11 protein-coding genes, 1 tRNA gene and 1 other RNA gene are annotated in these 13,698 nt (G+C 60.8%); 5 read left to right on the top strand and 8 right to left on the bottom strand.

The window, feature by feature from the left end:
• The first annotated feature begins 42 nt into the window (after positions 1–42).
• Genes CAQUA_RS00805 through CAQUA_RS00790 form a run of 4 tightly spaced genes read left to right on the top strand, consistent with a single transcriptional unit; the run spans position 43 to position 4,306 of the window.
• The gene (locus tag CAQUA_RS00805; RefSeq protein ID WP_196824934.1) at positions 43–1,359 is read left to right on the top strand and encodes a hypothetical protein; all 1,317 of its coding nucleotides are present in this window, start codon (positions 43–45) and stop codon (positions 1,357–1,359) included.
• The gene (locus tag CAQUA_RS00800; RefSeq protein WP_196824935.1) at positions 1,353–2,345 is read left to right on the top strand and encodes a DNA polymerase III subunit epsilon; all 993 of its coding nucleotides are present in this window, start codon (positions 1,353–1,355) and stop codon (positions 2,343–2,345) included. The genes CAQUA_RS00805 and CAQUA_RS00800 overlap by 7 nt, the downstream gene beginning before the upstream one ends.
• A gap of 10 nt (positions 2,346–2,355) precedes the next feature.
• Positions 2,356–3,603: a MurT ligase domain-containing protein gene (locus CAQUA_RS00795; protein ID WP_196824936.1), complete on the top strand. Its 1,248-nt coding sequence runs from the start codon at positions 2,356–2,358 to the stop codon at positions 3,601–3,603.
• On the top strand, positions 3,596–4,306 hold the full coding sequence (locus CAQUA_RS00790) for a type 1 glutamine amidotransferase (protein WP_196824937.1): 711 nt from the start codon (positions 3,596–3,598) through the stop codon (positions 4,304–4,306). The genes CAQUA_RS00795 and CAQUA_RS00790 overlap by 8 nt, the downstream gene beginning before the upstream one ends.
• On the opposite strand, the gene recR is transcribed toward CAQUA_RS00790, so the two are convergent.
• The 6 genes from recR to ffs all read right to left on the bottom strand — a co-directional run bounded on the left by recR (position 4,303) and on the right by ffs (position 10,158).
• The gene (gene recR, locus CAQUA_RS00785; RefSeq protein ID WP_196824938.1) at positions 4,303–4,926 is read right to left on the bottom strand and encodes a recombination mediator RecR; all 624 of its coding nucleotides are present in this window, start codon (positions 4,924–4,926) and stop codon (positions 4,303–4,305) included. The genes CAQUA_RS00790 and recR overlap by 4 nt on opposite strands.
• Entirely contained in the window at positions 4,927–5,262 is a 336-nt protein-coding gene (locus CAQUA_RS00780) for a YbaB/EbfC family nucleoid-associated protein (RefSeq protein WP_196824939.1), read from the bottom strand. It abuts the gene before it with no gap.
• Positions 5,263–5,341: 79 nt separating this feature from the next.
• Positions 5,342–7,024 carry a DNA polymerase III subunit gamma and tau gene (locus tag CAQUA_RS00775; RefSeq protein WP_196824940.1) on the bottom strand — a complete coding sequence of 561 codons (1,683 nt, stop codon included), beginning with the start codon at positions 7,022–7,024 and terminating at the stop codon, positions 5,342–5,344.
• A 6-nt stretch (positions 7,025–7,030) separates the two neighbouring features.
• Positions 7,031–8,296, bottom strand: a complete 1,266-nt coding sequence (locus CAQUA_RS00770) for an aspartate aminotransferase type Ic (RefSeq protein ID WP_196824941.1) — start codon at positions 8,294–8,296, stop codon at positions 7,031–7,033.
• A 38-nt stretch (positions 8,297–8,334) separates the two neighbouring features.
• Positions 8,335–9,813, bottom strand: a complete 1,479-nt coding sequence (locus tag CAQUA_RS00765; protein ID WP_196824942.1) for an HNH endonuclease signature motif containing protein — start codon at positions 9,811–9,813, stop codon at positions 8,335–8,337.
• 248 nt (positions 9,814–10,061) lie between these two features.
• An RNA gene (ffs, locus tag CAQUA_RS00760) (signal recognition particle sRNA small type) lies at positions 10,062–10,158 on the bottom strand.
• 118 nt (positions 10,159–10,276) lie between these two features.
• Between ffs and CAQUA_RS00755 the strand changes: the two genes are divergently transcribed.
• A tRNA-Ser gene (locus CAQUA_RS00755) sits at positions 10,277–10,365 on the top strand.
• Between the two features lie 35 nt (positions 10,366–10,400).
• On the opposite strand, the gene CAQUA_RS00750 is transcribed toward CAQUA_RS00755, so the two are convergent.
• Together CAQUA_RS00750 and CAQUA_RS00745 are read right to left on the bottom strand one after the other, a co-directional pair.
• Positions 10,401–10,763 (bottom strand): hypothetical protein, encoded by a 363-nt coding sequence (locus CAQUA_RS00750; protein WP_196824943.1) that lies wholly within the window; start codon positions 10,761–10,763, stop codon positions 10,401–10,403.
• A gap of 26 nt (positions 10,764–10,789) precedes the next feature.
• Positions 10,790–13,642, bottom strand: a complete 2,853-nt coding sequence (locus CAQUA_RS00745; RefSeq protein WP_196824944.1) for a YPDG domain-containing protein — start codon at positions 13,640–13,642, stop codon at positions 10,790–10,792.
• Between the last annotated feature and the right edge of the window lie 56 nt (positions 13,643–13,698).

Below are 13,698 nucleotides of genomic sequence, written 5' to 3'. Positions count from 1 at the left end.
GTAAGAAAACTTGAGAAAGACCTCGTGATCGAAGGAGGGGCGTTGACGTCGACCAGTTACAAGGTGCCAGACCTTGGCCTTGGCGCTATTCGCACTATCCCCGTTAATGATCTCAATGAGGACCTGCTGCGCGAACTGCCCGCAGGTGACTACACCGTCTCCATCGAGTTTCCCGAAGGCCACGACAGCCCCTTCGCGGTTGTGCTCGAAGGCCACACCCTCGGCACGCTCTCCGCGTCCGATAGCCGCGAGTACGCGGAGCTAGCAACGATCGCCCAGGCTGGCCTGTCCCCGCAGGTCACAGCGCGGCTCGAGGTCGCGGATTACGACCTGGATCTGCACCTGCGCCTCCCCCGCCCGGGTTTGTGTACGCCAGCAAACACACCCCCCGAGGAGCCCTGGGTGCTTCTCCCCACCGGGGCCCCGCGCCAGGTGTCGTACCTCCCCACCGCAAAGTTGGCCACGTCTACTGAGCGCAAGCATTTCCTCGTCGAGGTGGGCTTCGACGCGGCTGGAGATGTCATCGCGCTTATCGACGGCGAGCAGGTGGGCGAGTTCGACCTAGCCACCGGCGCCGAACTGAGCCCGACGTTGCGCCGCTTAGAGAAGCGCGGCGTGATTCCAATGGCGCACGGTTACCACGCACCGAACGGCGGAGCTCCGTCCCTGACGGTGTCCGCCAACCCAGTGGCCAAGGAAGAACACCCGATCACTTCTCCGATCCCCGTCCTGGCTCCTGAACCCCAGTTCGCCGCTGACAGCGTCGCGGAAGCCGCAGCATTGGCAGCCGACGAAGATGATGATGAGCCGGAGGCACCACAGAGAAAGAAGCGATACACCAGCTTCCAGGTCGCGGCGTGCCTCACGGTCGCGCTCGCACTCGGCGGCGTGGGCTTGATGGCTGTGAACTCCCAGGACATCACGGTGAGCTCTAACCAGGTATCCGATACCTTCACCGGGTCCACCTCACCCACGAAGTCGGAGCCAAAAACGTCTGAAGAGAAACCAAAAGACGAGGCAAAAGAAGAGCCCAAAGACAAGCCAAAAGAGGAGCTAAAGAAGGATCCCGCGCCGCGGCAGAACCAGAACCAGCCACAGAACCAGCCACAGAACCAACAGGTCCAGCAAAACCAGCCGGCGCCGGTGCAGCAGGCCCCCGCCCCGGTGCCGCGGCAACAACCGCCTGCGCCCGCTCCGGCCCCAGCTCCCACACCCGCGCCAGCGCCAGCCCCGGCTCCTGCGCCGGCACCAGCCGCACCCGCACAAGCGAACCCGCGCCCGTATGTCAATGACGTCGGCGGTGTGCGCGTGGAATCGAACATTCCGCCTGGCCAACCCCTGTTCCAGTTGGGATGGTAAGCGCCATCGATTATCCTTTCGTCGCCGTCTACCTCCAGGCCACGGGGATCCATCCCAGCTCAGGGCATCTGCTCACGCTCGACGCGGTCGCGTTCGACGCTGAGGGCAATGTTGGCGAGGATTTCCACGCAGTATTCAACCCCGTCACCGACCCGGGTCCTCTGCACAACCACGGTGTGCCACGGTCAGATTTCTGCCAAGCCCCGCGTTTCTCCCGCAGCTTAAAGAAGCTGGACAAGCTTATCGACGGTCGGACACTCATCCTCCACGACGCCCCCACGAGCTGGGGTTTTATCGTCGCTGAGGCTCGGCGGGCAATGAACGCTGCGGCGCGCGCGAACCGGAAACGCAACGGCCGTCGTCGCCAGCGGGTGGGGCATGTGCCGACGCCGAAGGTGATCGTCGATACGCTAGCGTCCGCGCGACTCCAAGGCGTGATCCCGGTTGACCAGCGACTCGAGGCCGTGGCCCGCGATTCTGGCCTTACGGTTGAGCCTCCTACCGCGAGCGCCGAACGCGCCGCGCGCGCCGAAGAAGAGACCTCACGGTCGCGGACGCACACATTGATCGAGCTCTACCGCTGCTTAGCGGCAAGCGGGGAGCTAGCAACCCGCAGCCCGGAAGAGCTTGCACCGGACCGATTTGGTCTCCAGCGCGCGCGAATTCGCGTCGATGCCCATAAGGCTTCACCTGAGGTAGACAACCCGGGCCCCTACTCCCCTGTGACGGGCCTGAAGCCGGGCATGGAAGTCGTGATCACCGACGATGTGCAAACCTGCCACGACGACCTCATCCAAGCGGCGCTCGACGCACAACTTACGTATTCAGAAAAGGTCACCCGCGAAACCTCCCTGGTTGTGACGAACGCGAGTGACCCAGCCGCCCTGCGCGGTAAGGCCATGCACGCGCAGCGCAAGGAGATTCCGTTACTCACGGATAGCCAGTTCACCGCCGCCGTTGCGGCTGTTTCAGACCCAGCGCATTAAACTTCCCCTTATGCGATTGCGCACACGCCTAGCAGTAACGGCCGCGAAGATGGCCACGTTTGCCTCCCGCGCCACTGGCCGCGGGGCCGGCGGAATGATCGGTGGCTTGGTAGCTAACGCTATCGACCCAACGATCCTTGCCCAACTCGGCCGCGGCCGGCCCACCGTGCTGGTCACCGGCACAAACGGCAAGTCCACCACTACGCGCATGCTGGCTAGCGCTCTGCGCAGCGCGCACACGGTTGCCACCAACGACGGCGGTGACAACATGGACGCTGGCATTATTTCTGCGTTGCTCGCCAATGAAGACGCCTCTCACATCGTCCTGGAAGTCGACGAGCTCCACGTCCCGGCGGCAGCGGACCGGCTCGCCCCGACCGCCCTAGTCCTGCTCAACCTCTCCCGCGACCAACTCGACCGTGTCGGCGAGATCAACAAGATCGAGAAGGCGTTGCGGGCGGCCGTCGATAAGCATCCTGCGATGACCGTGATTGCCAACTGCGATGACGTGCTCGTGTCCTCCATCGCCTTCGACGCGCCCAACGTCGTGTGGGTATCCGCCGGCGCCGGGTGGGTCGAAGATTCCATCACGAACCCCCGCGGACCTGGTTTCATCGTTCGTGACGGGGAGGACTGGTACGCGACAAAGCCGCTTGCCGACGGCCGGGAGTTCCGCCGCCCCACCCCGCAGTGGCGCGTGGACGCGGATGGCCTCCACACGCCCGACGGTGACGTTGAGCTGAACCTCACTCTGCCGGGCAACGCTAACCGGGGCAACGCTGCCCAGGCCATCGCCGCGGCCGTTACCGCCTTCGACATTGACGTACACGCTGCCGTTCGCGCGGCTGAGTCCGTGGACAACGTCGCCGGGCGCTACTCCACGATGACCCTCGGTGAGCACGAGATCCACCTGCTTCTGGCCAAGAATCCCGCGGGCTGGCAAGAGGCGCTGTCCATGGTGGATCGCTGCGCAGATGGCCTCGTCATTTCCGTCAATGGCCAGGTCGCTGACGGTGAAGACCTGTCTTGGCTGTGGGACGTCAGCTTCGAGGATTTCGAAGGCACCCACGTCAAAGCCGCAGGTGAGCGCGGCACGGACCTCGCCGTGCGCCTGCTCTACGCGGGCATCGACCACGAACTCATCCACGACCCAGTGAAAGCCATCCGCGCCTGCCCGCCCGGTCGTGTCGAAGTCTTGGCCAATTACACGTCCTTCCGGGACCTCAAGCGTGCTCTAGAAAGGGAAATCAATGCCTAAAATTCGCATCGGCCTCGTGCTCCCTGACGTGCTTGGCACGTACGGCGACAACGGAAACGCACTGGTCCTGCGCCAGCGGTGTGCGTTGCGCGGGATTGAGGCGACCGTCGTCAAGCTTGCGCTGGGCGACGCGGTGCCCGACAACCTTGACCTCTACTGCATGGGCGGTGGCGAAGACTTCGCGCAAGTGCTCGCCACAGAGCATTTGCTTAACGACGGTGGCCTCTCCCGCGCCGCCGCCAACAACCGCCCAATTTTCGCAGTGTGCGCTGGCCTGCAGGTACTAAGCAAGACCTTCCACGCTCATGGCGAAATCGTCGACGGCGTGGGACTCATCGACGCGACAACCGCCGCTATGCCGTCCCGCGCGATCGGCGAAGTGACCTCACGCCCCACCCTGCCCGAGCTCACCGAACCACTCACCGGGTTTGAAAACCACTTGGGAGCAACCATCCTCGGCCCCGGCGCGCAACCTTTAGGCACTGTCACCCGCGGGACCGGCAACAACGTGGTGGAGCACTCAGGCGAGGGCGTCGTCCAAGGCAGCGTGATCGCAACATACATGCACGGCCCGGCGCTAGCACGCAACCCGCAGCTAGCGGACCTGCTGATCGCCCGCGCCCTCGACGTGTCGCTGGCAGATCTTGAGCCGCTCACCCTCCCCGAAGTCGACCGACTCCGCAGCGAACGACTCCGCGGCTAAAGCGTCAGGCGGCCAGTCAGCGCGCGGGACAACGTCAACTCATCGACGAATTCAAGGTCCCCGCCGAGCGGCATCCCCGACGCCAATCGCGACACCGTTAGCCCCGGGAAATCCTTGAGCAGGCGTGCCAGGTAAGACGACGTTGCCTCGCCCTCCGTATCAGGGTCCGTAGCGACGATGACCTCGTGGATCTCCGGCGCTGTGTCCCCCGTGTCTGGCAACACCCCGCCAATGCGTTGCAGCAGCGGCGCGATAGCCAAGTCCTTCGGCCCCACGTTTGCCAGCGGATCAAGTGCCCCGCCCAAAACGTGGTAGCGGCCGTTGTATTCCCCCGTGCGCTCAATGACCTGGATGTCCTTGGCGTCTTCCACCACACAGATCAACCCAGCGTCCCGGTTTGAGTCCGCGCACACCCGGCAGACCTCTTCCCGGGAGACGTTGTTACAAATCCTGCAAAACGTCACCCCGTCACGCACAGCGCCCAGCGCGTCACGCAATCTGTCAATGTCCTCTGGGTCGGACTTCAACAGAAAGAACGCGATACGCTGGGCGCTTTTCGGCCCGACCCCGGGAAGACGAGAAAATTCGTCGATCAGATCTTGGAGCGGGCCCTCAAACATTTACTGCAGACCGCCGCCAAGACCCGTGTTCTCGGTGAACGGAGCGATCTTCGCCTGCGCGATCTCCGCAGCACGGTTGTGAGCGTCACGGTATGCAGCGAGGATCAGGTCCTGCAGCGTCTCCACATCATTCGGGTCCACTGCTTCCGGCTTAATAGCCAGGTCCTGGATCTCCGCACCACCGGTCATGGTGATGGTGACCAAGCCGCCGCCTGCGGTGCCCTCCACCACGGTCGCAAGAATTTCTTCCTGCGCACGCTGGATCTGCGCCTGGACCTCGGCTGCCTGGCGGATGATTTCTTCCATATCCGGCATACCCTGCTCAGGAGTAGTCATTGTATCGACCTTCTACTTTCTTCCTCTACTTCGAGATTTTGCTTTTCCCAGTGTACCCACCCGCCTTGCCTTACTTGCCTCAGACCGGCCGGGCCCCCAACTCATCAGCCAGCAAGTCCCTCGCCATCTCAGTCGGGTTACGGTGGTCCAGCTCACCAGCTTCCTGGGACTGATTCACCATGTCCTCTTCCTCGGCCTCCCTGGAATACGGTTCTGGTTCTGGTTCTGGTTCGGGTTCGGGCTCTGGTTCTGGTTCGGGTTCGGGCTCTGGTTCGGGTTCCGTGCTGGACCCCGTGCTTTGCCCAGTGCTTGACCCAGTGCCTACGACGAAGCGTGCAGAGATTGCCGTGCCAACCACGTCCCTTAACGCACTCTCAATGGCGCTTCGATTCACATCGAGGTTGAGACGCTGCGCCAACGCACCCGTGTTGTGCCCGATAACCAGCGTTTGGCCATCCAGCTCCACCGGCTGCGCTTCGGCAAGGAGGATCCCGGCGACCTTATTGCGCCCCTGCACCTTCCCGCGGATCTCTTCCCAGGACTCCCGAATCTGGGCAAGGGAATCTCTGGGTGGCTCAGGTCGCGGCGGTGCTGGTTGCGGCGGCGCTGGTTGTGGTGGCGCTGGTTGCGGCGGACTCTGCTGCACAGCCGGGACCGCAGTGGGATTCGAGCCACTACCCACCAAGTGCGCCATCATGATCTCGAGCAACAAACGAGGAGAGGTGGCGCCTTTCAGATCGCTCACGCGGTCATTGACTTCGGTGGCGAGATCCGCAAGCTGCGCCCCAGTGAACAGCGCGGCCTGCTGCTTCAGTGTTTCGCCGCGATCCGTAGGAGCGTCGACAAGCCCCTGCTCAATCGCGTCAGGAACGAACTGCAGCACAGTCAAATCACGGAGGCGGTCTAAAAGATCCGTCACAAACCGGCGCGGCTCATGGCCCGCCTCAATCACTCCATCGACCACGGAGAAAAGTCCGGCGGCGTCGTGTGCGGCCAGGGCATTCACCGTCGCGTCGATAAGCGAAGAGTCCGTAACCCCAAGCAACAGCAAGGCGACGTCGTACGTCAGGCCTTGCTCCCCCGCGCCGGCCAAGAGCTGGTCGAGGATCGAGAGAGTATCGCGCGGCGAGCCACCGCCAGCCCGAATCACCAGCGGATACACGTCCTCATCCACATGGACGCCCTCCGCAACCACGGTACGGTGAATCAACTCGCGCATCGCAGGCGGAGTAAGCAGACGGAACGGATAGTGGTGCGTGCGTGAGCGGATCGTTCCAATGATCTTTTCCGGCTCCGTCGTCGCAAAAATAAAGATGAGATGTTCCGGCGGCTCCTCCACGATCTTGAGCAGCGCGTTTGATCCCTCGCGCGTGATCATGTGGGCCTCATCCACGATGAACACGCGATAACGCGATTCCGCCGGGGCGAACAAGGCACTCTCACGCAGCGATCGCATGTCGTCGACACCGCGGTTCGACGCCGCGTCTAGCTCCTTCACGTCAAGGTTGCCGGGGCCACCGGGCGCCAGCGACACGCAGGAGGAACACACGCCGCACGGGGTCGACGTAGGCCCCTCGACGCAGTTCAAAGAGCGCGCCAAAATGCGTGCCGACGACGTCTTACCCGTTCCCCTCGGCCCCGAAAACAAGTAAGCATGATTGATCCGGCCATTGTCCAAGGCTGCGCACAGCGGCTTGGTCACTTGCTCCTGGCCGATCATCTCCGCGAAAGACGCGGGACGGTACTTGCGATATAGCGCCACCGACGCCTACCCGAGTTTTTCAAGCGCAGCCAGAAGCACGCAGGTGGCCACGCCATCCATCGCGGTACGCACTTCCTCGAGCGGCGGGAGCGACGGTGCAAGCCGAATGTTCCGGTTGTTCGGATCCTGGCCCAGCGGGTACGAGGAACCAGCCTTCGTCAACGTGATTCCTGCGTCCTTCGCCAGCTCCCACACTCGCGTCGCGGTGCCGTCCACAACATCGAGGGAAATGAAGTAACCGCCGGTCGGCTTGGTCCACCGCGCCACCTCATACTCACCGAGTCGGTTCTGCAGAATCTCGTCGACGGCAGCAAACTTCGGCCCCATCGATTCCGCATGCTTGCGCATCACGTCACGCACACCCTCAGCGTCACCGAAGAACTTCGCGTGCGCGAGCTGGTTCACCTTGTTCGGACCGATTCCGCGGATCCCAGCGATGTCTGCGTACCACGCGAGATTTTCGCTTGACGACGCAAAAAACGCCACGCCCGAACCTGCCTGCGTAATCTTCGACGTCGAGCTCATGACCCAGAAGCGGTTCGGATTGCCCGCTTTTTCTGCCGCGCTTAAAACGTCAATGATCGGCGGGAACTCGTCAGTCAGCGTGTGGATTGCATAAGCGTTGTCCCACACAATGCGGAAATCTGGAGCCGCAGTCTCCATCTCACACAGACGACGAACAACGTCTTCAGTGACCGTGTATCCAGTTGGGTTGGAGAACATCGGAACAACCCACATGCCCTTGACCGCTGGGTCCTTCGCGAGTTCAGCGACGGCATCAACATCTGGGCCGTCTTCAAGCATGGGAACCTGGATCATCTCAAAACCGAGCTTCTCCGTGATGGAGAAGTGCCGGTCATATCCCGGAACCGGGCAGATCCACTTAATGGTTTCTTCTTGTGACCACGGGCGTGGAGAATCGTTGTTACCGAACAAGCATGACCACGACACGAGGTCGAACATGATGTTCAGCGACGATGAATCGCCCGCGTAAATGTTCTCCACCGGGATGCCGATGACGTCCGACCAAAGTTCACGGATGTCCTGGATACCTTTCAGGTTCCCGTAGTTGCGCACATCTGCCCCTGTGGCGTCCGTGTGATCATCCCCGGGGAGTGAAAGGAGGCCGGAGCAGATGTCGAGTTGCTCCGAAGACGGCTTTCCACGGGTCAGGTCTAAGTTCAGGTTACGGTCCTTCAGCTGTTGGTATTCGGCCTGGACCTGCGCAGCGAGTTCTTCGCGCGCGGAAGTATCAAGATCAAGCAAAGACATGGCGTTTCATCCTCTGTATGTTGTCGCTTTTCTGGTGCCTATCGTACCGATTCCGTGGGTCCCTGTTCGAGGCGATCCCAGGGTTCAAACTCCACTCCCTCTGGCGCCACGGGATCGAATGGGAAGAATCTTTCATACTCTTTCTCCAACGCTTGCAGGGCTTTAATGCCCTCCCAGAACTCGTCCTCATCGGCCGCTTCTTCGCAGGCGTCGAGGATTGCGTGGCCCCGTGCCAAGAATTCCGCCTCGACGGCGATTTCACGCCGCTTTTCCGCGAGCGACGTACTTCCCCACCCTGCGGTGCGCGTGGATAGCTGGTTGTACAGGAAGCCGTCCTGCATGACCTTGGAGTACGTCCCGTCGTTAAAAAGCCACACGATTTCACCGGACTCCGGATCCGGGATGTACGTTGCGCGCCGCTGGGTCTTGAGGTTGTGGTGGTGTTGGCATAGGGCGAACAGGTTATTCGGCGTGGTTTTGCCGCCTTCATCGAAGGGAACGCGGTGATCTAACTGGCAACGCTCTGCCGCCATGCCGCAGCCGGGCCAGATGCACGTACCGTCCCTAGCGATGACGTACGCCCTCATGCTTTCCGTGGGGACGTACGCTTCGGTCTCCTGGTCCGCCACGTCGAGGAGATTCACGATGGCGCAGTCTTCCTCCGCCACCAGTGACTCAAAGGCTTCGTTGCCGATCGCGTCCGTCCATCCGAAACGTGGGAAGTAGATCGACTCACCTGGAACTGGGGCACCGGTGGCATCCAGCGCGACGAAGCCGTAGAGCTTGGCTCCCAGCGCCGGGTCAGTTTCGCCCAGGATGATCTGGCGCGCGGCCTCACCTTTTCCTAGCTTGAGTTCCCGCGCCGTCTTCTCAATCACGGCGGTGAGCGCCGTAATTGTTGTGGAATCAGCGCTCAGCGTCATCGCGGCCCGCCCGACCTCTTCCGCGGAGGAGACAGTGAGCTCAATCGTCTTCTTGGCGGCGTTGCCCTTCTTCTCGCGCTCTTCCCGCTTCTCTTCGTCGTGCGCAATGCCGGCGTCCATCGAGGCAATCAATTTCTTAATCCGCTCTTTGATCACCCGCGGCGACGGCAATTCTTGTGCTGGCCGTTGCGGATCAAGCAAGCAGCACAGCATTAAATCGAATTCGCACATCACGCTGTATCCGGCGTCAGGCCCCAGCTGGTTCAGCGTTTCGTCGATAGCAATCAAACGCCCAAGATCCAGCCTGTGATGAACCTCCTGCATTTCCCGCAATAACGGCAAGTCATCGAGCCTTTTGTACGCGAAAATTCCCTTGGTTACGCGCTGCCTACCCCAGCCCGTCGAACGCGCCAGCGATTCAACGTGGACTTCCAAATCATCGATGTCCATCCAGCCATGGGCGTAGTCACCGAAGATCTCCGCTTCCATCATCCGCATGAACGTCGCAGCCTCCGCGACGGGATCCGACTCCAGTTCCGTCCTGAAGTAGGCGCCGCCTTCATCGTGGTCCGTGCCCGTGTTGTCTGTTGTCATTGTGCATCCCTCCCTACAATCTCAATTGTACACTCGTACGTATGAACGATTCAAGGCTATTTTTGCAGCCTTAGAGAACTTTTATACGCTTGTTTGTTCTATGTCTTTTTGACATGCTTTCACGATAGCAACCGGTCCCGACAACACAACGGGACAAGAACCTCCCCACCTGTGGACAAAACGCAAATCCGCAGGTTGAACAGTGCGTAGGCTGTGGATAACCCCAATTTCCCGCCCATCTTGCGCACAAAAAAGGGACCCCACGCACCTGCCAGAGCTCGCTGACCCTTGCTGCGTTCCCGCCCTGGGGGAGTTCACAAGATAAGCACCGCGTGGGATCCTGTTGGGTAGTCTAGTTGGCTTTCTCAAGGCTTTCAAAAAGCACGCTCAGAGCACGCTTATCGACGATTTTGTCACCACCGTCCAATCCGCTAAAGTGAGTGCTCGACGCTTTAGCGTCCTAGGAGGATTCGACTAGCGGCCTATGTCACACGCCTGGAACGCGTGCGGGTAGCAATACCCTCGTGGGTTCAAATCCCACATCCTCCGCCAAAGCCCCGGCTCATGCTGGGGCTTAATTTTTTGCCTTACTCAGGCATGAGGTCGTAGCAGAGCTGAGTCAAACCCTTCGTGCCGTCGACGTAGTAGGTCGTTCCACGCTCTTCTTTGCCCGGGTTACCGCAGCGTGCGACCACTTTTTCGGGTTCGGGAAGAAGTGTCGAGCTGAGGGACGAGCTGCTCGGCACGGTACTGCTCGGCACAGTGCTGGACCCAGCAGTCGGCTCCAATGACGATGACGACGGCGGGACCTCGCCTGGGGACAAGGTCGCCGTCGTCGTCATGGTGCTGGTCACGGTCGGCCGGTCGTAGTAGAACGTGCAGCCAGAAAGGACGATTGGGGTGAGGGCAATCGTCGATAAGCAGAGTGCGAAAAGCTTTCGTTGGGGCACGCGCTGAGTCTAGCGCGCTAGCTGGCTCACTTGCTTCGCGACGAAGAAGCCCCGGCTTTCGCGTGCTCCTCCGGCGTGGCATTGCAGTACCAACCGATGAAGCCGATCAGGCTGGACAATCCGATCAGCGCGAGGCCGATGCCTGCGGCCTGAGCGATCTGCTGGCCAAACATTTCGTTGAGACGCTGCGCCTCGATACCTGCCTGGATCTCCGCTTCGGAGCGTGGGCGACCGTGGCCACCGTTACCGAAGTCCGGGGTTTTGATGCCCAGCTTGTCGGTTACGGCTCCTATGGATTTACCAAGCTCGTGGCTGAATGGCCCGGCGATTGGCAGACCGATCAGGAAGAGCAGACCCAGCGGAAGCAGTGCCATCCATGGACCAGCCTCCGAAGACATGTCCTGGAAGCATTGGTTGATTTTGTTCGAGGACCCATTGTCGCTGGAGCCGCCAGCACCAGGCCGTGTGACCTCGACGTTGATCTTGATCTCGCCGCCTTTGCCATCGGGGATCACCACGGTGTTGTTGCCTGAGTTAGCGCCGGGCGGGACGATGATCGTGATTTTGTCGCCGTCGCGGGCGTAGCTCCAGCCTTCGGGAAGCTTGATCGTGCCCGCGTTCGTGCCGCCTGGCACGTACACGATAATCGGGTTGCCCGGCTGCCCAACGACTGTGCCGCCGCCGACCACGAACGGAACCTCGATGATCTTGGTTTCACCGCTGGGCAGGGTGACCTTGACCGGAATTGTTACCGTCTCACCGGGTTTTGCCGTGCTAGGAACAGTCACCGTCAGCTGGCCGGTGCTCGGGTCAACGGTGACTACCCAACCCGCAGGTGCCGTCCACTTTGGATCGAGTTCAAACTTCGTGCCAGCGGGGTTGCCGATGATCGTTGGGTTGATCACGTACGGTCCACCTGGGTAGACGATGATCGGATTCGTCGGGGTGCCCGGTGTGCCTGGCTTTTCCACCACGACCGGAATCTCAATGACCTTGGTGCCGCCACCTGGCTGCGTCACCGTGACTGGAATGGTGACCTTGTCTGGCCCGTTGTATCCCGGGGGCACAATGACCGTGAGGGTCCCATCGGGCCCAGGGGTGATGATCCAGCCAGCGGGGATCTTCGACGGGTCGATCGTCGCCGTAGTACCGGGGCCGCCAATGGTGATGTTGATGGTGTAACCGGGGTACACGGTGACCGGGTTGGTTGGAACCCCAGGGCTCGCAGGCTTTTCGACGGTCACCTTGGCCGGTACCCGTTCGTCTTTCGTGCCGTCCGGGTACGTGACGTCGACGAGAATTTGCTGCACGTCTCCCTCGTTCGCGCTCGGCGGGATGACAACGGTGATCTTGCCGGTGTTCGGATCAATGGTCGGCTTCCAGTCACCGAGGATCTGGTTTGGGGAGATCACATACGTCGAGCCCGACGGGATGCCTGGGGTCAGCTGCTCCAAAATGATGGTGTCGCCGGGCTTACCCTTTCCTTCGCCGTACTTCGGGTTATGGAAGTCGGCTTCGGTGGCGACCTTGACACCCGGTTTCAAAACGTCCTTTGAGCCATCCGGGTAGGTGACCGTTACCTCGAGCGCCTGTACCTCGCCGGCACGCGCATCTGCCGGCGCGGCCACAGTCAACGTGCCAGTTTTTTTATCAATCGTCGCGTTCCAACCACCAACAGGCTTGGCGACGCTAAACGTCGTGCCATCGATGACTTTCTGGCCACCAATGACCTCCGTGATCGTCTTTTCCAAAGAGATCTCGAGGGTCTTTCCTGCTTGCACCGTGCTCTCGGCGGGGTAAGCAGGGTTGAACGAAGCGATGTTCACCTTGCCCACGAACTTCTTCGAGTTGTGGTCGACCGAACCAGGCCTTGCCTTATTCTCAATCCGCAAGAACTGCTCGTTGCTGTACGCCGCGTACATCGAATCCTTCGTATTTTCACGTGGCTTCGCCCAGATCTCCACATCAAGCTGCTTCGGCTTGTTGTCGTCCCACTCACCAGTGGAGCCCGGCTGCAAGGTCACAAAGACTTTACCTGCAGAATCAACGCGTACCTGCGCTCTGTCAACCTGCTTGCCTGCCCAGAAAACCCTTCCCGTCAGGCGCTCATAGTCCTCCTTGGCGTTAGCCACGACAATGCCGGAGTCGTACTCGCGACCGTCGGCGATGACGCTCACCGTCTTCTGTTGGGACGGGAGCATGGGCTGGCACTCGTCAGTTTCAAACGGCCACGGTTCCGCGTGTCCTTCAAGGACCGGGCGCGCCTGGGACATGTACAGATCACGATCTGTCGGATCGAATGGGGCCGTGATCTTCCACATCCAAACCTTCTTCTCTTTCAGGTCTGATGCAGATAGCTGAGCCCACGAACTCTTGGATTCCCCCGGTGCCAGGGTTATCGTTGAGTCACGAAGACCCAGGGTGTCTGTGACCTTCACCGAAACGTCTTGCGTGCCTTGAGAAGTTGCGACGTCCTTCCACGCGTAGACGCCAGGCTTTACCCGTTCAATCTTGTACGTGACGTTCTGCTTCGAAACGTTGCGGAGCTCAGGGGTGAACTGAAGCAGTCGGAACATACGATCACCTTCGGGAACAGCCTCAGCCCAGATGTAAAACTCCGTACGCTTGTTGATCCAATCTTCAACACGGTATGTCCCCACGGCCTGTCCGTTTGATTCCGAACGTTCGTAGAAGCGCGCATGCTGTCCGGGTTCCACGGAGTGGGAGACTGTGTTCCGGCAACCGCGTTCATAGCCGATGTTCAAACCGGGAGGGCTTTGGAAAGTGGCGGGAAGGGCTTCGGCGTACGGGGCGGTGAGTACGCCTGCGCCGAGCGTTAGGGCGAGGGCGCTGGCGGTGATTTTTCTGGAGAGTCTCATGGGCATCTTTCTGTGGATGTGATTAGAAATTACTGCTTACTATGAGACGTTTCTAA

This window comes from Corynebacterium aquatimens (genome assembly GCF_030408395.1).
Classification (GTDB): Bacteria; Actinomycetota; Actinomycetes; order Mycobacteriales; family Mycobacteriaceae; genus Corynebacterium; species Corynebacterium aquatimens.
This window is presented reverse-complemented; position numbering and strand designations above follow the sequence as displayed.